The organism is Streptomyces sp. NPDC052682, from assembly GCF_040678435.1.
Taxonomy (GTDB): Bacteria; Actinomycetota; Actinomycetes; order Streptomycetales; family Streptomycetaceae; genus Streptomyces.
In genome coordinates this window covers 413,842-434,568 of the sequence record NZ_JBFATS010000003.1, presented here as the reverse complement: position 1 = coordinate 434,568, position 20,727 = coordinate 413,842, and the positions used below count along the sequence as shown (strand labels likewise).

Sequence of the window (20,727 nt, the reverse complement as noted above, 5' to 3'; positions counted from 1 at the left end):
AAAGGCCCCGTTCTCCGGTGCGTTCCGGGAACGGGGCCTTTTCCGCAGGCCGGGAAGATCAGTAGCGGCGCGTGATCAGCGCCCGCTTGACCTCCGCGATCGCCTTCGTGACCTCGATACCGCGCGGGCAGGCGTCCGTGCAGTTGAAGGTCGTGCGGCAGCGCCACACGCCGTCGCGGTCGTTGAGGATCTCCAGCCGCTGCTCGGCCGCCTCGTCACGCGAGTCGAAGATGAAGCGGTGCGCGTTGACGATGGCCGCCGGGCCGAAGTACTGGCCGTCGTTCCAGAAGACCGGGCACGAGGTCGTGCACGCCGCGCACAGGATGCACTTCGTCGTGTCGTCGAAGCGCTCCCGGTCCTCGGCGGACTGCAGGCGCTCCCGCGTCGGCTCGTTCGTGTCCTTCGTGATGAGGAAGGGCATGACGTCCCGGTACGCCTGGAAGAACGGCTCCATGTCCACGACCAGGTCCTTCAGGACCGTCAGGCCCTTGATGGGCTCGACCGTGATCGGCTTCTCGGGGCTGATGTCCTTGATCAGGGTCTTGCACGCCAGGCGGTTCTTGCCGTTGATGCGCATGGCGTCGGAGCCGCAGATGCCGTGGGCGCAGGAACGGCGGAAGGTCAGCGTGCCGTCGACGTCCCACTTGATCTTGTGGAGGGCGTCGAGGACGCGCTCCTTGGGGTCGATCTCGATCTGGAAGTCTTCCCAGGTCGCCTCGGCCGAGACCTCCGGGTTGAAGCGGCGGATCCGGAAGGTGACCGTGATGTACGGCGAGGCCGCGGACGCCGCTTCCGCCTTGTCCAGAACAGGGGTTGCCATCAGTACTTACGCTCCATCGGCTGGTAGCGGGTCTGGACGACCGGCTTGTAGTCGAGACGGACGGTTTCGGTCCCGTCGGCGCCGACCTCGCGGTACGCCATGGTGTGGCGCATGAAGTTGACGTCGTCGCGGTTCGGGTAGTCCTCGCGGTAGTGGCCGCCGCGGGACTCCTTGCGGGCCAGCGCGGACACCGCCATGACCTCGGCCAGGTCGAGCAGGTTGCCCAGCTCGATCGCCTCGAGGAGATCCGTGTTGAACCGCTTGCCCTTGTCCTGGATCGCCACGTTCTTGTAGCGCTCCTTGAGCTCGGCGATCTTCTCGACCGCCGTCTTGATCGTCTGCTCGGTGCGGAACACCATGACGTTGGCGTCCATCGTCTCCTGCAGCTCGCGGCGCAGGGTCGACACCCGCTCGTTGCCGGTGGAGTCGCGCAGCATCTCGATCTGGCCGACGACGAACGCCTCCGGGTCCTCCGGCAGCTCGACGAAGTCCGCCGACTGCGAGTACTCCGCCGCCGCGATGCCCGCCCGCTTGCCGAACACGTTGATGTCCAGCAGCGAGTTGGTGCCGAGGCGGTTGGCGCCGTGCACGGACACGCAGGCGACCTCGCCGGCCGCGTACAGGCCCGGGACGACCGTGGTGTTGTCCGCCAGGACCTCACCCATGACGTTGGTCGGGATGCCGCCCATCGCGTAGTGCGCGGTGGGCTGGATCGGGATCGGGTCCGTGTACGGCTCGATGCCGAGGTACGTCCGCGCGAACTCCGTGATGTCGGGCAGCTTGGCGTCCAGCTGCTCCGGCGGCAGGTGGGTCAGGTCCAGGTAGACGTGGTCGCCCTCGGGGCCGCAGCCGCGGCCTTCGCGGATCTCCGTGTAGATGGAGCGGGAGACGACGTCACGGGAGGCGAGGTCCTTCATGACCGGCGCGTACTTCTCCATGAAGCGCTCGCCGTCCTTGTTGCGCAGGATGCCGCCCTCACCGCGGGCGCCCTCCGTCAGCAGGATGCCCATGCGCCAGATGCCGGTCGGGTGGAACTGGAAGAACTCCATGTCCTCCAGCGGGATGCCCCGCCGGTAGACGGCGGCCTGGCCGTCACCGGTCAGCGTGTGCGCGTTGGAGGTCACCTTGAAGAACTTGCCGCAGCCGCCGGAGGCGTAGATCACGGCCTTCGCCTGGAAGATGTGGATCTCGCCGGTGGCCAGCTCGTAGGCGACCACACCGGCCGAGCGCTTCACGCCGTCGACCTCGGTGATCAGCTGGTCCAGGACGTAGAACTCGTTGAAGAACTCCACGCCGTGCTTGACGCAGTTCTGGTACAGCGTCTGGAGGATCATGTGGCCGGTGCGGTCGGCCGCGTAGCAGGAGCGGCGCACCGGGGCCTCGCCGTGGTTACGGCTGTGACCGCCGAAGCGGCGCTGGTCGATCGTGCCGTTCGGGGTGCGGTTGAACGGCAGGCCCATCTTCTCCAGGTCGAGGACGGAGTCGATGGCCTCCTTCGCCAGGATCTCGGCGGCGTCCTGGTCGACCAGGTAGTCACCGCCCTTGACCGTGTCGAAGGTGTGCCACTCCCAGTTGTCCTCCTCCACGTTGGCGAGCGCGGCGGCCATGCCGCCCTGCGCGGCGCCCGTGTGGGAGCGGGTCGGGTACAGCTTCGTCAGCACGGCCGTGCGGCTGCGCTTCGTCGCCTCGATGGCGGCACGCATACCGGCGCCGCCGGCGCCGACGATGACGGTGTCGTACTTGTGGATCTTCATGAGTCTCGCAGCCCCGGATCTAGCGGATGTTCGGGTCGAAGGTGAAGATCACCAGCGTGCCCAGCAGGATGGTGAACACCGTGGCCGTGTAGAGCAGGCCCTTGAGCCACAGCCGGGTGTTCGCGCGTTCCGCGTAGTCGTTGATGACCGTGCGCAGGCCGTTGGCGCCGTGCAGCATCGCGAGCCAGAGCATCAGCAGGTCCCAGACCTGCCAGAAGGGGCTCGCCCAGCGGCCCGCCACGAAGGCGAAGCCGATCTTGGAGACACCGCCGTCCAGCACGAGCTGGATCAGCAGGTGGCCGATGACCAGGACGACCAGCACCACGCCGGACAGGCGCATGAACAGCCAGGCGGCCATCTCGAAGTTGCCCCGGGTGGACTTCGGGGTCTTCTTGGTCCGCTTGCGCGGGGCCTCGATGTACGGCGCCGGGTTGTCGACGGAGTAGCCGGAGGCGCCCTCGACGGGGCCGATGCCCGAGGCCGCGGTCTTTTCAGTCGTGGACATGTGCGTCAGCTCCCGAACAGTTCACGAGCGGCGTGGCCGAGGACGGGGTAGATCGCCCCCGCCATCAGCACGACCCACAGCGCGACGACGGCCCAGAGCATCTGCTTCTGGTAGCGCGCGCCCTTGTACCAGAAGTCGACGGCGATGACGCGCAGACCGTTGAGCGCGTGGAAGAGGATGGCGGCGACGAGGCCGTACTCCAGCAGCGCGACGATGGGCGTCTTGTACGTGGCCACGACCTTGTCGTAGGCCTCGGGGGACACACGGACGAGTGCGGTGTCCAGCACGTGAACGAACAGGAAGAAGAAAATGAGGACGCCGGTGACTCGGTGAGCCACCCAGGACCACATTCCTTCCCGGCCGCGGTACAGCGTTCCAGCCGGCACGGAAGTTTCCTCCGGGAGCGGGGATTGGGGCCGCGCCGGCGTCGGTGTCGGTCGGGCCCGGCCGGGTACGGTCCACCGGCCCCCAGCATCGTAGCGAGGCGCCGCCGTAGGGCTGAGCGGGGGTCCCGGGGTGTGATCAAACTGGCACGCAAAGGGGTCCGGGTGGGCTACTGCGGCCGCCGGGGTGGGCGGTTTGCTGTGTTTTGCCGGGTGCGGGCGGTCAGTGGCTGGTCGCGCAGTTCCCGGCGCCCCTGAGGTTTCTCATCAGCCTGCCCCTCGCGAGGCGCCGGAGTTGCTCCGCCGTGACCGCGCGTTCCTCCTCCGGATCGTTGGTCAATCGTGACCGGATGGCTTCCAGGACGCGGTCCAGGGACTCGGCGGGCGGAACACCGTCCAGGCAGATGACGAACACATGCCCGAACCGGGCCTCGTAGGCGGCGTGGGCCGCGCGCAGGGCCGTGTGGGCGGCGGAGTAGGTGCCCGCCGGGAGCGCCGGCAGGGGCTCGGCCGCCAGGGCCTCCGCCAGATCCTCCCAGGTCAGGTCGTACGCCGCCTCGTCCGCCGCGGCCAGGAGGGCGGCCACGTCCGGGTACGGGCGGTGGTCTGCGACCCGGGCGGCCCAGTTCGGGCTGTGGAGGCAGTCGAGCAGAAGGCTTTCCGCTTCCTGCGCGGGGGATGTGTTGAAGTGCTCCACCGGTATGGCGGTACGGCCGGGGAGGTCGGGGAGGCGGTGCACAGCCAGCGTGGGTCCTCGTGGGCGTCACGTGTGTGTCGGTTGCGGATCTTGTGAGAGATGTGGCGCAACGTTATCGAGAGTGGGCATGACGTGTCCGACGGATGCCCGAATTTCACCCGCGCGGGAGAGTTTCGGAACGTGTGGTGGACGGCGGTCTTCCGGATCGAGTCGTAGGTTGGCGAGGTGAGCCAGCACAGGCGCCGGGTGCCGGCGCAGAAGGTGAGACAGCGGCGGACGCTGACCGTGGCGGTGACCGCCGCCCTGGCCGTGGTGTCCGCCGGGGTCGGTCTGGGGCTGTGGGCGACGTTCTCGGACGGGGGCGGCGGGCCCGCGGGTGCGGCGGGGCGGACCTCCGAGGCCCGGTCGGCGCCCACACCCACCGGCGAGCGGTCCCCGGCCCCGAGTCCCACGCGCTCCTATCCGCTCTCCGAGGCGCCCCGCACGATCCCCGCCGTCCGCGCCCACACCCCGGCGCGCGGGCCGGGCTGGAAGCCGCAGCGCGGGGAGCGCGTGGTCGTCAACGACGCCGACCTCGCCGACGAGGGGCGGCTGATCGCCGGCGAGCTGGGGCTGACGTACGCGGGCGAGAAGGCAGACGTGCGCCCCGGGGACGTACGGCTGGCGCTGAACGGCGACGAGGGGGCGGACCCGGAGTCGTACACCATGACCGTGCGCGGCGGGCGGGTGAACATCAGCGGGCCCGCCGACGCCGGGGTCTTCTACGGCACCCGCACGCTGAAGCAGGCGGTGCGCGGCGGCGGCAGGGCGCCGGAGGGCGTGGTGCGCGACGAGCCGGCCAAGCCGGTGCGGGGCCTCTCCCTGGACATCGCCCGCAAGCCCTTCACCGCCGGCTGGATCGAGGACCGGGTGCGGGAGCTGGGGGACCTGAAGTACAACGAGCTGCACCTGCACTTCTCCGACGACCAGGGCTTCCGGATCGAGTCCTCCACCCACCCGGAGATCGTCTCCCGGGACCACCTGACGAAGGCGCAGGTCAGGAAGATCGTGCGGCTGGCGGCCGACCGGCACATCACGGTCGTGCCCGAGATCGACTCGCCGGGGCACCTCGGGGCGGTCATCGCCGCCCATCCCGACCTCCAGCTGCGCACCGCGCGGGGCACGGCGGTGCGCGGGGCGATCGACATCTCCCAGGCCGCCTCCGCCAGGATCGTCGACGACCTGCTGAACGAGTACGCCGGTCTCTTCCCCGGCGGTCCGTGGCACCTCGGCGGCGACGAGTACCAGGCGCTGCTCTACTCCGATCCGCAGGCCTCGTTCCCGCAGCTGGCCACCGCCGCGCGGAAGAAGTACGGCTCCGGCGCCACCGTCGCCGACCTGGCCACCGGCTGGCTCAACGACCGCGCCGCCACCGTCCGCGCCCACGACCGCACCCCGCGCGCCTGGAACGACGGCTTCTTCCGCGACACCTCCGTCCAGCCGGCGAAGGACCTCCAGGTCGCCTACTGGACCGGCAAGGAGATCGGCGCCCGGCCACCGACGCAGTACCTGGACGCCGGCCGGAAGGTGATCAACTACAACGACGAGTTCCTGTACTACGTGCTCGGCCAGCCGCAGACCTTCGTCTACCCGACGGGACAGCGGATCTACGAGCAGTGGAACCCACGGGTGCTGCGCGGCACCTCCGCCGTGCCGTCCCGCTACGACGGACAGATCCTCGGCGGGACCTTCGCCGTCTGGTGCGACATCGCGGACGCCCAGAGCCAGGAGCAGGTCGCGGCCGGGATCCGGATGCCGCTGCGGGCGACGGTGCAGAAGCTGTGGGACCCGGGGCGGCCGGAGCTGTCCTGGACGCAGTTCCGCGCGCTGGCGGACCGGCTCGGCTGATCCCGTACGAGGGGCCCTGCGAGAGGTTCGCGACCCTCTTCCTCCGGCCGCTCGACCGGCTCGGTGCGGTGGCCCAGTGACACTCCCGGACCGTTGCACGCAGTAAGGGGAAGTGTGGGCTCCGTCAAGGACGGCGCCCGGCGACGGCCTGTGGAGGCCCGCAGAGGGAGGCGTGGATGAGCCTGGTGGAACTGATCGCACAGGCCGACGAGCGCGGGCTGGCCGTGAGCGGGCTGGCTTGTCTGGATCGGTGCGTGCCCCTGCTGGGCGGCGACGACGACATCCTGCGGCCGCTGTGGCAGAGCCTCACGGAGGCCGCCGACAGCGGTGACTGGGGCCTCGGCCTGGAGCAGGCCCGCGCCGGCCTGGACGGCAGCGACCCGCACGACGAGGCAGCGCTGCTCGCCCGCCGGATGCTGGCCGCCGCACCAGCAGAAAGGTTTCTGCCCCAGATCCGGGTGTGGGCCGACGCCTGCTCCGTCGCCGCCCTCCAGATCCACCGGCTGCTGGACCCCGCCGAGGACGAGGCGTCCTGCGTGGACGACCGGCGGGAGGGCCGTACGGAGGGCATGTCCCCGCTCGTCGCCGCCGAACTGCGCCGTCAGATCACGGTCCTGGAGGTGGTGGCCGGCCACGGTCCGGCCGGGCTGCGCCGGGCGCTGGAGGTGTCCACGGAGGGGCGGCGGGTGCTGCGCGCGGTGGTCTCCCGCCGGACCCGGAACAAGGTCGGCCCCGCCTGAAACGCCCCGGCTGGGGGAGTCCTGTGACCGTCGTGGGGCGGAGCCGGGGCGGTCCTGCACCGGTTCCGGGAAGCCGCCGGATCCGCGTGACGGATGCCCGGCCGGGAGCGCTCTAACCACTGTGACGACTGTGACGACCCAGCAGGAGACCAGGCCCGCGGCGGCGGCGAAGCCGGTGCGGTGGGCGGCGGACACGGTGGCGACGATGCGCGAGGGCGCGCGGCTGCGGCTCGACTACTCGGCGCAGAGCCTGTGGAGCGTCGACCGCATGATCGAGGGCATCCGGAGCGAGGGCGCGCCCCGGGACGCCGTGGAACAGGTGCTGCGCGGCTTCGGCGCGTACGCCGGTGAGGTGATCGTGCGTCAGACCGGTGCCGAGTGGTGGGCCACCGGCGGCGACCACTGGATCCGCACCCCCGACGGCCGGCTGTGGGATCCCATCGACGAGGCCCGCCGCTGCTTCGCCGGACACGGCTCGCTGCGGCTGCTGTGCCGGGACGCCACCGGCGGGGTGACGTCTCCCCGGTCCTAGGACACCGCCGCCAGGGAGCGGATCGCGGGCAGGGCGGCGTACAGGTTGTTGCCCGGGCACTCGGTGGGGTAGCCGTCGCGGTGGCCGGAGATGCGGTGCAGGGTGACCTTCTGCCCGGCGGTGTACTTGCCGTTGTCGGCACCGGCCGTCAGCACCACGGTCCCGGCCGGGTCGAGGCCGTACAGGCCGAGCTTCCACGCGGCGACCTTCGCGACGGACTCGCGCACGGCGGTGTTCACGGTGGCCGTGTTGTAGTCGCCGAGGACGGAGACGCTGCTGGTGTCGGTGTTGAAGCCGTAGGTGTGCGCGCCGAGGACCGGCTTGTCGATACCGCCCGCACGGCCCTCGAAGACGGTGCCGCACTTGTCGACGAGGAAGTGGTAGCCGATGTCGTTCCAGCCGTTGCCCTGCACGTGGTACAGGAAGATCCCGCGCACGATCGACGCCGACTCGGCACAGGTGTAGTCGTTGCTGCCCGCGGTGTGATGGACGAACACCGCCTTGGTGTCGGTGGTGTACGTGGGCGGGTTCTTGACCAGGGACTCGTCGGCGCCCCAGCCCGAGCGCGGGGTGATCGCCGGGCGGCCGGGCGCGGCCGGGGCGGCGGCGGTCGTGCGGATCACCGGGCGGATGCGGGGGGTGGCGGGGGTTGTGGCGTGGGCGCGGGCGTGGGCTTGGGGGGCGGTGCCGGTGCGGGGGGCCGTGCCGTGGTCCGGGTCGACCAGTTCCACACGCAGACCCCTGGGCAGGGCGCTGCCCGTCACCCGGACCTCGACGCCGCAGGACCGGCCCGCCCACAGCGGCTGGGTGCCGCCGCGCACCCTGCCGTCGGCGCGGTCGGGGCCCGTCTCGGGCGTCCGGACGTCGGTGTCGAGGGCCCGCCAGGGACTCCAGCGGCCGTCGGCGGCCGAGCGGGTACGGACCTCGGCGGTGCCGGTGAGCCGGGCGGCCGGGTCGTCCCAGGTGATGCCGACCAGGCTGAACGGCTCGGTGGTCCGTGCCGGCAGGACCCGCTGGAGCGGATCGTCGCCCGGCACGGCGATGCTGCGCACGCTGCCGGCGGGGTCGGCGTGCGCCGGGGCGGCCAGGTGCAGGGCGCCGGCCACTAGGGCGGCGGCGAGGGCGGTGCGGGCCAGGAGACGACGCATCGGTGGCGGTCCCTTTCTCGTGCGGTGGTTCGCCGGACGGCTCCTTTCGCATGGAACGGGCGCGGGAGGCGAAAGTCCGGCACCGACGCGCGCGCAATCGAGCGGTGTTCGACGGGCTCGCCCGGGAAGCCGGCAGGCCGGCCGTGCCGTTGCGCGGGTTCTGTGGGCCGCCCGTGTGGGCATCGACACACACCCGGCCCGTGATGTTCACGGTGTGACCGGCGCTGGGTCACCAGGGGGCCCGGCCGGGCTCCCGGAGCCGAGGTGGAGGGATGTCCCATGGGTGGGGCCGAGGAGCACACGCCGCGCGCCGGCGAGATGCGAGCCTGCGCGGCGGCGTTCGTCGCCCAGGTCACCGCCCGCAACCGGCTGCCGCTCGACTACTCCGTGGCCAGCCTGCGCGTCGTCGACTTCCTGATCGACGGACTGCGCAAGGGCGGAGCGGACCGCGACCGGGTGCGCGGTCCGCTGCTCGCGCTCGGCGCGTACGTCGGTGAGGTGCTCGTGCGCCGCGCCGGGGCGGTGTGGGTGGACCTCGACGCCGGCCAGCGCGCCTGCTTCGGCCAGGCGGTGGGCGTCCGGATGCCCGACGGCCGGGTGTGGAACCCGCTCGGCAAGGTCCACAACCGCTTCGAGGTGGGCGGCCCGCAGGAGTCCCTCCAGACCTTCTACCTGACCCTGCACGGCAGGGCCCGGCGGACCGCGGCGTGACGGGGACGCGCGGTTCCTGACGCGCTGTGACACTTCCGTGCAGCCCGGCGCTGATGATCGTGGGGGCGTGTCACAGGGGGCCTGCCCCGCTGTGAACCCGTACGGACGAGGACAGTTCTTGGGCCGAGGAGGAGAACCCCGCCGCGTGCAGCCGCACGACGGTGAGCTGGCCGCGGCCGTCGCGCGGGCCCAGGAGGGCGACGAGGCCGCCTTCGCGGTCGCGTACCGGCTGGTGCAGCCCGGCCTGCTCGGTTATCTGCGCGGGCTCGTCGGGGACGACGCGGAGGACGTGGCCTCCGACGCCTGGCTGGAGATAGCCCGGGACCTGGGGCGGTTCAGGGGGGACGGAGCCGGTTTCCGGGGCTGGACGGCGACCATCGCCCGGCACCGGGCGCTGGACCATCTGCGGCGCAGGAAGGTACGGCCCCAGGCCACGACCCTCGAACAGGACGTCCTGGAACTGCCCGGGCCGCAGAGCACCCACGAACAGGCGCTGGAGTCCCTGTCGACCGAGTACGCCCTGGAACTGGTCCGCGGCCTGCCCCGCGACCAGGCCGAGGCGGTGCTGCTGCGCGTGGTCGTCGGGCTGGACGGGCCGGCCGCCGCACGCGTCCTCGGCAAGCGGCCGGGCGCGGTACGGACGGCCGCGTACCGGGGGCTGAAACGCCTGGCCCGGCAGCTCGGCGCCGAGGGTGTGACGGATGAGGCGCCGCGGACGCTGGGTGAGTCGAAGTGAACAGGGCCGCCCCGGTACCGCCGGCCGGACGTGTCCGTCTGAACGGAACGAAGGCGCCGGGCGTATCGGCCTGCAGTCGGCCGCACCGGCCACGACCGGCCCCGGCCGGGGCGTCCGCCGCCCGCACCGCACGCACGGCCGGGTCTGGCCGAGCAAGGGCGGGCCGGGACCGGCCGGCCGGCGGGGTTGAGCGGCGCGGGAGCAGCGGCCCCGTCCTCGGACCCGGGCGGCAGCGCGGCGACCGGGCCGCGGACCCGCTCGGTGCACCGGCACGCCCCGAGCCGCAGCCGAGCCCGGCCCGGGCTCGCCGGGACCCGGGCTCGGGACGGGACAGGTGGACTGCGCGGCCCGCACGCCGGTCGGTCCTCCGCCGAGCACGGAGCAGGAAGAAGGGCACGGCCCAGCAGGGCACGGCAGTGGTACTGAGTGAGCAGGACGGGAACGGACATGGGCGATCGGCAGAGTGACGGTGGGCTCACCGGCCGTCGGCGTGTGCACCCCGGCGGCTCCGCGGCCGGCCCGGGCGTCCGGCGGGCGGTTCCCGAAAGCGCCGCGCTGGAGGCGCTGCTCGTCGCCACCCTGCGCGGCGGCGTGATCGACGCCGAGGCCGAGCAGCGGGCCGTGGCCGCGTTCCGGGCCGCCCGTCAGGCGGGGGCGCAGGGGGCGCGCACCCGCCGTCGGGACGACTGGCGGCCGGCCCGCCCGCGGCGTACCGGGCGCTCGGTGCGGACCGCGCTGTCCGTGGCGCTCGCGAGCCTGACGCTGGGCGGTGTCGCCGTCGCGGCGATCGGCGTGGCCGACTCGGACAACGACAGGGCCGGGGGTGAGCGGCAGCACACCACCCGCCCCGCCACAGGCACCACGCGGCCCCGGGAGGCCGGCCCTTCGGCATCCCCGTCCCACCCGGGTTCGGGGCCCTCCGGCCGCCCCGGAACCGCCCAGGACACCGAAGCCCAGTGCCGTGCCTACGAGCAGGTCGAGGGCCGGGGCAGGGCTCTGGACGCGACGGCCTGGGAACGGCTCGTCGCGGCGGCGGGCGGGGAGCGGCACGTCGCCGCGTACTGCGCCCGGGCCCTGGCGGACGCGGCGGCCGACGACAGGCCGGGCCGGGCGAACGGCACCCCCGCCCCGGGCAACAGCGCCGCGGGCAACCAGCCCGCCGCACCCGGCCCGGGCAACGGCAAGGAGACCGGCCGCGCCGACGGCAACGGCCAGGAACCGCCCCAGCACCAGAACGGGGACCAGGGGCAGAGCGACGGCAACGGCGGCAGCGACGGCAACGGCAACAGGGCCGACGGCGGCAAGAAGCCGTAAGCACCCCGCGCGCCCCGGCCCGGAAGGCAACGGCCGGGGCCGCCACCCCCCACAGGAGAGGCCCCGGCCGTCGCGCGGCACGGGCCGCGACGGCCCGTACTCCCTACAGCGTCGGGGGAGCGTTTTGTGTCACACCCACCTAGTCACGGGTTGGTTGCATCCTGTACCCACATGGACGAAGAGCGGTTTCAGGTCGTAACGTGCCTTTCGCGCCAGACCGCGGAGGGCAGACGACCACAGGCACCACCCGCGGCCCTGAGACCGCGCAACCATCGAACGAGGAACCACGACGGCGAGAACCCGGTCCGCGCAAGCGGCGCCGGCTTGGGCGCAGAAGGGCGCGCGCGTGCTGGGGGACGACGCGGAACTGACCGCCGCGGTGCGTGCGGCACAGGACGGTGACGAGACCGCGTTCCGGACTGTGTACCGCTCGGTGCACCCGCGGCTGCTCGGGTACGTACGCACACTGGTCGGCGACCCCGACGCCGAGGACGTGACCTCCGAGGCGTGGTTGCAGATCGCCCGGGACCTGGAGCGGTTCAGCGGCGACGCCGACCGGTTCCGCGGCTGGGCGGCCCGGATCGCCCGCAACCGGGCCCTGGACCACATACGGATGCGGGGCCGCAGGCCCGCGATCGGCGGCGACGAGGACGAGCTGACCGGCCGGGCCGCCGAGTGCGACACCGCCGGGGAGGCCATCGAGGCCCTGGCCACCGACCGCACCTTCTCCCTCATCGGCCGGCTGCCGCAGGACCAGGCCGAGGCCGTCGTCCTGCGGGTGGTCGTGGGCCTCGACGCCAAGACCGCGGCCGAGACGCTCGGCAAGCGTCCGGGGGCCGTGCGCACCGCCGCCCACCGGGGTCTGAAGCGGCTCGCCGAACTGCTCGGCGAGAACCCGCAGACCGATCCGGAATCCGCCGGCGTGCTCGACGCCCTGCCGCCCCAGCGAGAACCGCGCCGCCGCGCGGTGACGTCCGCGACAGTGACGCATACGCGCACGCGGACGCAGAAGGACATGTGATGGCCGACGAGCAGTACAGGTGGCTGGACCGCGAAACGGCGGAGCGTCTGCTGAGCGGAGAGCCACTGGACGCCGTCGACCCGGCCGCCCGCGAGCAGGCCCAACGGCTCGCCAGGACGCTCGGCGCGCTGTCCGCACCCCCGCCGGCCAGCGAGGAACTGCCCGGGGAGGCCGCCGCGCTGGCGGCCTTCCGCGCGGCGCGCGCGGCGCGCGGCGCCGCGGCCGACACCCCCGGCCGGCCTTCCGGCACCCAGTTCTCCGAGGCCGGGCTGGTCCGGATCGGCGGCCCCGCCCGCACCGTACGGCGTCCGCGTTGGGCCCGGCCGGCGCGCCTCGGGCTGGCCGCCGCGCTGACCGTCGGCATGGTCGGCTCGGTGGCCGTCGCGGCCGGAACCGGAGTCCTGCCGACGCCCTCGTTCGTCGGCGGCGAGCCGGACCCGGCCGCCTCGGTCTCGGCCGAGGTGACGCCCCCCGGCCGTCCCCTGCTGCCGCCCTCGCCGCACGACTCCGCCCAGGGCGGCGGCACCTCGGGCGCCCCTTCGGGCGAGCCCTCCCACGGCATCGCCGGCGGCCCCGACGCGGACGAGCCGAGCGGCGGCGCCACCCCGCGCCCCGGCACCCGTCCGGACACCGGCGGCCACGGATCCGGCGACCTCCGCAAGGACGTCGAGTCGGCGTGCCGCGCCCTGCGTGACGGCAAGGGCCTGGACTCCGGCCGCAAGCGCGCCCTGGACCGGGCGGCGGGCGGCTCCGCCCGGGTCTGGACGTACTGCAAGGGGGTCCTCGCCGCGGGCGGCGACGCCGCCCGGGACGGCAAGGGCGGCGGCAAGAGCGACGGCGAGGGCAGCGGCAAGAGCGGCGGCGAGGGCCGGGGAGACGACCGGGGCCCCGGCCAGGACAAGGGCCAGGACGACGGCAAGGGCAGCGGCAAGAGCGACGGCGAGGGCCACAGAGGCGGCCGGGGCCGCGGCCACCCGCACGGTCTCCTCGCCCCCTCGGCGCGCCCCGAGTCCGCGTCGCCGCAGAAGACGACGACCCTCCCCGGGACGTCGCCCCGCCCCACCTACAGCGCCCTCTGAGCCCGCCGGGCTGCTCCGCACGCCCTGCTGCAAGCCTCTGACCTGCGGTTTCATGGTCCCGGGAAATTTTTTCGGCGAGGGTGTGACGTTTTCCGCCGCCGTGGCGCAGTACTGAGTGAGCCGACTGGTCATCGGCTGTCGCACTGAGCCGGGGTTCCCCCCGTACCCACGGCTCGTGCACACGGCGCGGGCGGGACACGTTCCCCCGGTCCCGCCCGCGCCCCGCTTTCTCCGCACCCCACCGGGGCCTCGGGGCCCGTCTCACCAGTGGACGACGACCTTGTCGCCCTTCCTCACCTGCGCGTACAGCTCCGCGATCGCCGCCTCGTCCCGTACGTTGACACAGCCGTGCGAGGCACCGGCGTAGCCGCGGGCGGCGAAGTCGCGGCTGAAGTGCACCGCCTGGCCGCCGCTGAAGAACATCGCGTACGGCATCGGCGAGTCGTAGAGCGTCGACACGTGGTGCCGGGACTTCCAGTAGATGCGGAACACACCTTCTCGGGTCGGCGTGTACTGCGAGCCGAACCGGACCGCCATCGTCGACACCGTCCGTCCGTCGATCATCCAGCGCAGCGTCCGGCTCGACTTGCTGATGCACAGCACCCGGCCGGTCAGGCAGCGCGGGTCGGGCGCGTCGGCCGGCTGCCCGCCCATGAGGTACAGCTCCCACCTGCCGGGCTCGCGCGTCATCCGCAGCAGCCGCTGCCAGGTGACGGTGTCCACCCTGCCGGTCACGGGAAGCCCCCGCTTGCCCTGGAAGCCGCGCACGGCCTTCTCGGTGGCGGTGTCGTACGTCCCCGTGGGGCCGTCGAACAGCCAGGCGACCTGGCGCAGCCGGGCCTGCAGCTCCCGGACGTCGCGGCCGGAGGCGCCGGGGGACCACAGCACCCGGGCGGGCGACGGCGCCGCGGGCGGCGGAGTGCCCGGCCGGCCCTTCTCGTCCCTCCCGCCTCCCTCGTCGCCGGCAGCGGATCCGGAAGCAGCGGATGAGGACGCTGTGCTGCCCGGCACCTCGATGTGCACGGGCGAGCCCTGCCCGCCCTTGCCGTCCGCGCCCTGCACCGTGCAGCCGCAGAGCACCCCCGTCAGGGCGAGCAGCGCGGCGATCGTTCTCCCCTGGCCCGTCGTACGCATGTGACCCCCCTCGTCTTCTGAGAGGGTGCCCGGGCGTGACCGCCGGCGAACTACGGGGCATGGTTGTGACGGGGGCCGCAGAAAGGCTGTGAGGAAGGTCCCAGCGTGTGCCCCTCCACCGGGTGCACGCCCACCGCTACAGTCCGTCGAAGGGCCGGTCTGTACTGGCGGGTAACGGGCGGGTGGCCAGCGAGTAACCCCAGCAACTGCTCAGCGGGAGGCATCACACCATGGCGCGCGAGTCGGAGTCCGGTCTGCCCATCGAGCCGGTCTACGGGCCGGAGGCTCTGGAGGGCTGGGACCCGGCCGAGAAGCTGGGCGAGCCGGGCCGCTACCCCTACACGCGGGGCGTGTACCCGACCATGTACACGGGCCGCCCCTGGACGATGCGCCAGTACGCCGGTTTCGGTACGGCGGTGGAGTCCAACGCCCGCTACAAGCAGCTGATCGCCAACGGCACGATGGGCCTGTCGGTCGCCTTCGACCTGCCCACCCAGATGGGCCACGACTCCGACGCCCCGATCGCGCACGGCGAGGTCGGCAAGGTCGGCGTCGCGATCGACTCGATCGACGACATGCGGGTGCTGTTCGACGGCATCCCGCTGGACAAGGTGTCCACGTCGATGACGATCAACGCCCCGGCCGCGCTCCTGCTGCTGCTGTACCAGCTGGTCGCGGAGGAGCAGGGCGTCAGCGCCGACAAGCTGACGGGCACCATCCAGAACGACGTGCTGAAGGAGTACATCGCCCGCGGCACGTACATCTTCCCGCCCAAGCCCTCGCTGCGCCTGATCGCGGACATCTTCAAGTACTGCAAGGCCGAGATCCCGAAGTGGAACACGATCTCGATCTCGGGCTACCACATGGCCGAGGCGGGCGCGTCCCCCGCGCAGGAGATCGCCTTCACCCTGGCCGACGGCATCGAGTACGTGCGCACGGCGGTCGCGGCCGGCATGGACGTCGACGACTTCGCCCCCCGCCTGTCCTTCTTCTTCGTGGCCCGTACGACGATCCTGGAGGAGGTCGCCAAGTTCCGCGCGGCCCGCAGGATCTGGGCGCGGGTGATGAAGGAGGAGTTCGGGGCGAAGAACCCCAAGTCGTGGATGCTGCGCTTCCACACCCAGACGGCGGGCGTGCAGCTGACCGCCCAGCAGCCGGAGGTGAACCTGGTCCGGGTCGCGGTCCAGGCCCTGGCGGCGGTCCTCGGCGGCACCCAGTCGCTGCACACCAACTCCTTCGACGAGGCCATCGCGCTGCCCACCGACAAGTCCGCCCGGCTGGCGCTGCGCACCCAGCAGGTCCTCGCGTACGAGACGGACGTGACGGCCACGGTCGACCCCTTCGCCGGCTCCTACGTCATCGAGAAGATGACCGACGACGTCGAGGCGGCGGCGCTGGAGCTGATGGAGAAGGTCGAGGACCTCGGCGGCGCGGTCAACGCCATCGAGCACGGCTTCCAGAAGCAGGAGATCGAGCGCAGCGCCTACCGCATCGCCCAGGAGACCGACGCCGGCGAGCGGGTCGTGGTCGGCGTCAACCGCTTCCAGCTCGACGAGGAGGAGCCCTACGAGCCGCTGCGGGTGGACCCGGCCATCGAGGCCCAGCAGGCCGAACGGCTGGCCAAGCTCCGCGCGGAGCGCGACCAGCAGGCGGTCGACACGGCCCTGGCGGCTCTGAAGAAGGCCGCCGAGGGCGAGGACAACGTCCTGTACCCGATGAAGGAGGCCCTCAGGGCCCGGGCGACGGTGGGCGAGGTGTGCAACGCGTTGCGGGAGGTCTGGGGGACCTACGTGCCCAGCGATGCGTTCTGAGCGGACCTCTGCGTGGGCACCCCGCTCGACGCTGACGGCTGACCGAACCGTGCCGCGTACTGCGTGAGCCCTGCCGCCGAGTCGCCCGCCCAGCCGACGTAGCCGTCCGGGCGGACCAGGAACAGGCCGGGGCCGTACGCCTTCGGGGCGGGGCCGGACACCACCGGCAGCTCGGTGCCCGGGGCCGGTGTGTCCAGGGCCAGCAGGGTCCAGTGCGGGCCGCGGAACGCGTCGAAGAGCCGTACGCCGGCCACCGTGCCGTCCGGGGCGCGGTCGCCCGCCCGCAGCGGGCCCGGTGCCGTACGGGTCTCCCGGGTGAGGGACGACTCCCGGTAGCCCAGGGACAGTTGGCGGGTCGCCGCACCACGGCGGGTCTCGCCCCGGTGGACGCTCGTGGACAGGCGGAGCATTCCGGCGGCGATCGGGCGGCGCTCCTCCTCGTAGGAGTCCAGCAGGTCGGGCCGCGCGCCGTCGCGCAGCACGGCGCCCAGTTTCCAGCCCAGGTTGTAGGCGTCCTGGACGCTGGTGTTCAGGCCCTGGCCCCCGGCGGGCGAGTGCACGTGGGCCGCGTCCCCGGCGAGGAAGACCCGGCCCGCGCGGAAGCGGTCCGCCAGGGCTGCCCGGGGGCGGAAGTCCGAGGCCCAGCGGACCTCGGTCACGGCCCCGGGTGTCAGGTGGGAGCGGGCGGCGACGAGTTTCCGTACGCCGTCCAGGGAGAGGTCCACGGCCGTGTCCTGCGGGAGCCGGGCGACCAGCTGGAAGTCCTCCGTGCCCGGCAGCGGGCAGACGGCCAGGAAACCGTCGGTGCCGTCGGCCGGCGGGAAGATGTGCCAGTGGTCGCGGTCCAGGCCCGTGATCCGTACGTCCGCCACCAGCATCGGGGCCGGGTCCACCGTCTGCCCGGTCATGCCGATGCCGAGCGCACGGCGGACCGCCGAGCGGCCGCCGTCGGCGGCGACGGCGTACCGGGCGTGCACGCGACCACCGGAGGCGAGGTGCGCCGTCACGCCGTCCTCGTCCTGCGTGAGCGACACCACCTCCCGGCCGAAGGCGAGCCGGCCCCCGAGTTCGGTCAGCCGCGCGTACAGGATCTCCTGCGTGCGCCACTGCGGCACCAGCCACGGCTCCTCGTAGGGCGAGTCCTCCGTCGCCTCGGCCGGGTCGAACATCCGGTGCTCGCCGGCCTGGTGCCCGTCCCGCCAGAGCATTCCGACGGGGTAGCGGCCGCCCGCCGCGCGCAGGGCGGCCAGGACGCCGAGGTCGTCGAAGACCTCCCAGGTGCGCGGCTGGATCCCCTTGCCGCGCGAGCCGGGGAACAGCCCGTCGGCCCGTTCCACGACCAGCGCGTCCACGCCGCGCCGGGCCAGGTCGATACCGAGGGCCAGCCCGGTCGGGCCGGCCCCCACGATCAGGACTTCGGTGTGCACGATCGCCCCCTTAACGCTGTTAAGTTCCGCTGCGGCCGATCGTGCCCTTAACGTTGTTAAGCTGTCAAGGTGAGCACGGAACGCCGCGCCCCCCTCGACCGCCGACGGGTCGTCGACACGGCGCTGAAGCTGCTGAACGAGGCCGGCCTCGAGGGCCTGACCCTGCGCGCCCTCGCCCGGGAGCTGGACGTCAAGGCACCCGCCCTGTACTGGCACTTCAAGGACAAGCAGGCCCTGCTGGACGAGATGGCGACGGAGATGTACCGCCGGATGGTCGCCGGCGCGGACCTCGACCCCGCCGACACCTGGCAGGAACGGCTGCTGAAGGCCAACCGGGGGCTGCGGGACGCGCTGCGCGGCTACCGCGACGGGGCGAAGGTGTTCAGCGGTTCGAGGTTCACCGGCATCGAGCACGCCGAGCAGATGGAGGACAACCTGCGCCTGTTCACCCGGGCCGGCTTCACCCTGTCCCAGGCGGTACGGGCGCTGACCACGACGTACCTGTACACCCTCGGCTTCGTCACCGAGGAGCAGGGCGTCCGGCCGCTGCCGGGTGAGCGGCGCGAGGGCTACGACATGGCGGAACGGGCCCGCCGGATGGCCGACTTCCCCCTGTCGGCCGCGGCGGGCCCGGAGATCTTCGACGACTACGACCGGCACTTCGAGGAAGGGCTGACCCTGGTGATCACGGGCATCGGGGCCCGGTACGGCATCACCTGACTCCAGGAACCAGGGGGAGTGCCCGGACGGGCTGCCGGACGCCGTCTGACCCCGGGCCGGATGCCGGGGCGCCGCAGGGCGGGCCCGGGGCAGCCCCGGGCCCGCCCTGCCGCTCGCCTACGCCCGGCCCGCCGCTCTGGCCCGTCGTACCGCCCGGGTCACCATCGGCGGCAGCAGGTCTCTCGCCAGGCGCCGGGCCCGGGAGGGCTGGGTGCGGGAGGGCTCGGTGCGGGGGGCGGGGCGGGGGACCGGGGCGGTCTCCGGCGCGGGCGGGGCGTAGTGGCGGGAGTGGGGGAACGGCGGCGGCTGCATACGGCGGGCGTGGGCGCGGACCAGGCGGTGGCCGGCGGCCCACTGCACGCTCATGCCGATGTCGGTGCGCTCCTGGAGCATGGTGAGCAGCGCCTCCTGCAGCGGCGCCGGATCGCCCCAGGTCCCGTACAGCTTCTGCGTGCTGAGGCAGACCGGGCGCAGCCCGCGGTTGAGCACGGCCTCCCACGCGGCGACCGAGACGCCCGGGGTGTGCTCGGAGCGGAAGTCGTCGAGGACGACCACGCCCTCGGGGAGCAGGAGGTCGCGCGCGGCGGCGATGTCGCCTTGGACGTGCTCGTACAGGTGCGAGGCGTCGATGTGGACGAAGCGGCACGTGCGGCGGGCGACGTGCGCGGGGATCACCGAGCTCGGGCCCTGGATCACCGTGGGCAGGGTGTCGTGGAAGGCGAGGTAGTTGCGCTCGAAGGCCTGCCGGGTGAGGGAGGCGTACGACTTCGAGGTCTCGGCCTGGTTGGCGTCGTCCGGGGCGTCGCTGCCGAACAGGTCGCAGACCGTGAACCTCTCGCCGTCCCGCAGGTGACGGCCCAGCAGGATCGCGCTCTTGCCCAGGTAGACGCCGAGTTCGAGGAGATCGCCGCGTACCGCGTGGGTCTCCTGCTGTTCCAGGAACCAGGTGAACAGCACCTGGTCCAGCGGCGGGAACCAGCCGGGGACGTCGGCGAGGGTGCCCGGGGGTGTGTCGGTGGGTTGTGCGTTGGCCATGTGACGAGCCTGCTCCGTGGAAGCGGGGCAATCCGGCACCGAACTGAACGTGTCGTGAAGAAGTGGGCGCAAACGGGTGGGGATCAGTGACGGGCGTCCGGCAGCGGCCTGGACAGCGCCGACCGCAGCAGCGGCGTCAGCGGCTTCTCGACGAACCGGTACAGCAGCCACGCCAGCCCCAGCATCGAGCCGGCCGTCAGGACGAACACCGCGGCCGACGGCAGGCCCAGCCGCTGGTGCAGCTCGTGGATCACCACCCAGCCCAGGTGCTCGTGGACCAGGTAGAACGGGTACGTCAGCGCCCCCGCCACCGTCAGCCAGCGCCAGTTCGCCCAGTCGAGCCGGCCCAGCGCGATCGCCGCGACCGCCACGAACCCGGCGGTGACGACCAGGACGATGCCGAGGGAGGAGCGGTAGGAGAAGCCGCCCGCGTCCGGCGCGTGCCACAGCGCGCTGACCGCGTAGTGCTGGCCGATCAGCCAGCTCACCGCCACGATGCCCCAGGCGTACACGTCCCTGTGGTCGCGGTGGACGAGGTACAGCCCGATGCCGCCGATGAAGAAGGGGGCGTACTCGGGCATCAGGACCAGGTCGAGCAGGGGCTCGTGCGCGGCCTGGGCGAGCGCCGCGCCCAGCGTCCAGCAGGCGCAGAACATGACCACGCGCCGCCGGTTCGCCCCGGGGAGCACCACGCACAGCGCGAACAGCGCGTAGAAGCGGATCTCCGCCCACAGCGTCCAGCACACGCCGAGCACCCGGTCGGCGCCCAGCGGCATCTGGAGCATCGTCAGGTTCACCAGCGCGTCGCTCGGCGACACCGCCTGGTAGGCCACCACCGGCAGCGCGAACACCGCGGTCACCAGCACCACCGCCACCCAGTAGGCGGGCAGCAGGCGGGCGGCGCGGGAGGCGAAGAACGACCGCAGGGGCCGCCCCCAGCCGCTCATGCAGATCACGAACCCGCTGATCACGAAGAAGACCTGGACGCCGAGGCAGCCGTAGGCGAAGAACGAGTGGAGCGTGGGGAACTGCTCCCGGGGCGAGCTGCCCCACGCCTCGGCGACCTCGCCGTCGCGCCCGCCGTAGTGGTACGCCGCCACCATCAGCGCGGCGACCAGCCGCAGCCCGTCCAGGGCGCGCAGCCGCGCCTGGCGCCGCGGCGGCCGTACGGGCTGCGTCCGCACGATGACATCGGGAGCCGGGCGAACCGTCGTGCTGGTCACGGACTTTCCCCTCGCGGGTGGTGTGGGCCGTGCTGCCTTTTCCGTCTCTC

Annotated in this window: 20 protein-coding genes; 10 read left to right on the top strand and 10 right to left on the bottom strand. The window is 72.8% G+C overall.

Features of this window, described 5'->3' with window-relative positions; genetic code table 11:
• Positions 1 to 58: 58 nt before the first annotated feature.
• The 5 genes from AB0K80_RS06820 to AB0K80_RS06800 all read right to left on the bottom strand — a co-directional run bounded on the left by AB0K80_RS06820 (position 59) and on the right by AB0K80_RS06800 (position 4,201).
• Positions 59 to 820 carry a succinate dehydrogenase iron-sulfur subunit gene (locus tag AB0K80_RS06820; protein WP_365666540.1) on the bottom strand — a complete coding sequence of 254 codons (762 nt, stop codon included), beginning with the start codon at positions 818 to 820 and terminating at the stop codon, positions 59 to 61.
• The gene (gene sdhA / locus AB0K80_RS06815; protein ID WP_365666539.1) at positions 820 to 2,574 is read right to left on the bottom strand and encodes a succinate dehydrogenase flavoprotein subunit; all 1,755 of its coding nucleotides are present in this window, start codon (positions 2,572 to 2,574) and stop codon (positions 820 to 822) included. Before sdhA ends, AB0K80_RS06820 begins: the two co-directional genes overlap by 1 nt.
• 19 nt (positions 2,575 to 2,593) lie before the next feature.
• A complete protein-coding gene (locus tag AB0K80_RS06810) occupies positions 2,594 to 3,079 on the bottom strand; it encodes a succinate dehydrogenase hydrophobic membrane anchor subunit (protein WP_365666538.1) in 486 nt (161 codons plus the stop codon).
• Positions 3,080 to 3,084: 5 nt separating this feature from the next.
• Positions 3,085 to 3,465, bottom strand: a complete 381-nt coding sequence (sdhC, locus tag AB0K80_RS06805; protein WP_365666536.1) for a succinate dehydrogenase, cytochrome b556 subunit — start codon at positions 3,463 to 3,465, stop codon at positions 3,085 to 3,087.
• A gap of 220 nt (positions 3,466 to 3,685) precedes the next feature.
• Positions 3,686 to 4,201 (bottom strand): 2-oxo-4-hydroxy-4-carboxy-5-ureidoimidazoline decarboxylase, encoded by a 516-nt coding sequence (locus AB0K80_RS06800; protein ID WP_365666534.1) that lies wholly within the window; start codon positions 4,199 to 4,201, stop codon positions 3,686 to 3,688.
• A 183-nt stretch (positions 4,202 to 4,384) separates the two neighbouring features.
• Between AB0K80_RS06800 and AB0K80_RS06795 the strand changes: the two genes are divergently transcribed.
• The 3 genes from AB0K80_RS06795 (at position 4,385) to AB0K80_RS06785 (ending at position 7,318) form a co-directional block, all read left to right on the top strand.
• Positions 4,385 to 6,046 carry a glycoside hydrolase family 20 protein gene (locus tag AB0K80_RS06795; RefSeq protein WP_365666532.1) on the top strand — a complete coding sequence of 554 codons (1,662 nt, stop codon included), beginning with the start codon at positions 4,385 to 4,387 and terminating at the stop codon, positions 6,044 to 6,046.
• A 176-nt stretch (positions 6,047 to 6,222) separates the two neighbouring features.
• Positions 6,223 to 6,786, top strand: a complete 564-nt coding sequence (locus AB0K80_RS06790; RefSeq protein WP_365666530.1) for a hypothetical protein — start codon at positions 6,223 to 6,225, stop codon at positions 6,784 to 6,786.
• A gap of 130 nt (positions 6,787 to 6,916) precedes the next feature.
• The gene (locus tag AB0K80_RS06785; RefSeq protein WP_365666529.1) at positions 6,917 to 7,318 is read left to right on the top strand and encodes a hypothetical protein; all 402 of its coding nucleotides are present in this window, start codon (positions 6,917 to 6,919) and stop codon (positions 7,316 to 7,318) included.
• On the opposite strand, the gene AB0K80_RS06780 is transcribed toward AB0K80_RS06785, so the two are convergent.
• Positions 7,315 to 8,466 (bottom strand): peptidoglycan recognition protein, encoded by a 1,152-nt coding sequence (locus AB0K80_RS06780; protein ID WP_365666527.1) that lies wholly within the window; start codon positions 8,464 to 8,466, stop codon positions 7,315 to 7,317. The genes AB0K80_RS06785 and AB0K80_RS06780 overlap by 4 nt on opposite strands.
• Before the next feature lie 279 nt (positions 8,467 to 8,745).
• Here AB0K80_RS06780 and AB0K80_RS06775 point away from each other — a divergent pair, with 279 nt between their 5' ends.
• The 5 genes from AB0K80_RS06775 (at position 8,746) to AB0K80_RS06755 (ending at position 13,327) form a co-directional block, all read left to right on the top strand.
• Positions 8,746 to 9,177, top strand: coding sequence for a hypothetical protein (locus AB0K80_RS06775; RefSeq protein WP_365666525.1), 432 nt, complete (start codon positions 8,746 to 8,748; stop codon positions 9,175 to 9,177).
• Positions 9,178 to 9,295: 118 nt separating this feature from the next.
• Positions 9,296 to 9,913: an RNA polymerase sigma factor gene (locus AB0K80_RS06770; RefSeq protein ID WP_365666523.1), complete on the top strand. Its 618-nt coding sequence runs from the start codon at positions 9,296 to 9,298 to the stop codon at positions 9,911 to 9,913.
• 447 nt (positions 9,914 to 10,360) lie between these two features.
• Positions 10,361 to 11,227: a hypothetical protein gene (locus AB0K80_RS06765; RefSeq protein WP_365666521.1), complete on the top strand. Its 867-nt coding sequence runs from the start codon at positions 10,361 to 10,363 to the stop codon at positions 11,225 to 11,227.
• A gap of 346 nt (positions 11,228 to 11,573) precedes the next feature.
• Positions 11,574 to 12,248 (top strand): RNA polymerase sigma factor, encoded by a 675-nt coding sequence (locus AB0K80_RS06760; RefSeq protein WP_365666519.1) that lies wholly within the window; start codon positions 11,574 to 11,576, stop codon positions 12,246 to 12,248.
• Entirely contained in the window at positions 12,248 to 13,327 is a 1,080-nt protein-coding gene (locus tag AB0K80_RS06755) for a hypothetical protein (protein ID WP_365666517.1), read from the top strand. Before AB0K80_RS06760 ends, AB0K80_RS06755 begins: the two co-directional genes overlap by 1 nt.
• A 261-nt stretch (positions 13,328 to 13,588) precedes the next feature.
• Here AB0K80_RS06755 and AB0K80_RS06750 read toward each other — a convergent pair whose 3' ends face one another.
• Positions 13,589 to 14,461: a L,D-transpeptidase family protein gene (locus AB0K80_RS06750; protein ID WP_365666515.1), complete on the bottom strand. Its 873-nt coding sequence runs from the start codon at positions 14,459 to 14,461 to the stop codon at positions 13,589 to 13,591.
• A gap of 230 nt (positions 14,462 to 14,691) precedes the next feature.
• Here AB0K80_RS06750 and AB0K80_RS06745 point away from each other — a divergent pair, with 230 nt between their 5' ends.
• Positions 14,692 to 16,272: a methylmalonyl-CoA mutase family protein gene (locus AB0K80_RS06745; protein ID WP_365666514.1), complete on the top strand. Its 1,581-nt coding sequence runs from the start codon at positions 14,692 to 14,694 to the stop codon at positions 16,270 to 16,272.
• Here AB0K80_RS06745 and AB0K80_RS06740 read toward each other — a convergent pair.
• The gene (locus AB0K80_RS06740; protein ID WP_365666512.1) at positions 16,248 to 17,699 is read right to left on the bottom strand and encodes an FAD-dependent oxidoreductase; all 1,452 of its coding nucleotides are present in this window, start codon (positions 17,697 to 17,699) and stop codon (positions 16,248 to 16,250) included. The two genes, AB0K80_RS06745 and AB0K80_RS06740, sit on opposite strands and share 25 nt — an antisense overlap.
• Before the next feature lie 69 nt (positions 17,700 to 17,768).
• On the opposite strand from AB0K80_RS06740, the gene AB0K80_RS06735 reads away from it, so the two are divergent.
• The gene (locus AB0K80_RS06735; RefSeq protein WP_365666510.1) at positions 17,769 to 18,419 is read left to right on the top strand and encodes a TetR/AcrR family transcriptional regulator C-terminal domain-containing protein; all 651 of its coding nucleotides are present in this window, start codon (positions 17,769 to 17,771) and stop codon (positions 18,417 to 18,419) included.
• 117 nt (positions 18,420 to 18,536) lie between these two features.
• Here the strand turns inward: AB0K80_RS06735 and AB0K80_RS06730 are convergent, their stop codons facing one another.
• Both AB0K80_RS06730 and AB0K80_RS06725 read right to left on the bottom strand, forming a co-directional pair.
• A complete protein-coding gene (locus AB0K80_RS06730) occupies positions 18,537 to 19,454 on the bottom strand; it encodes a class I SAM-dependent methyltransferase (protein WP_365666508.1) in 918 nt (305 codons plus the stop codon).
• Positions 19,455 to 19,537: 83 nt separating this feature from the next.
• Positions 19,538 to 20,641 carry an acyltransferase gene (locus AB0K80_RS06725; RefSeq protein ID WP_365666627.1) on the bottom strand — a complete coding sequence of 368 codons (1,104 nt, stop codon included), beginning with the start codon at positions 20,639 to 20,641 and terminating at the stop codon, positions 19,538 to 19,540.
• Between the last annotated feature and the right edge of the window lie 86 nt (positions 20,642 to 20,727).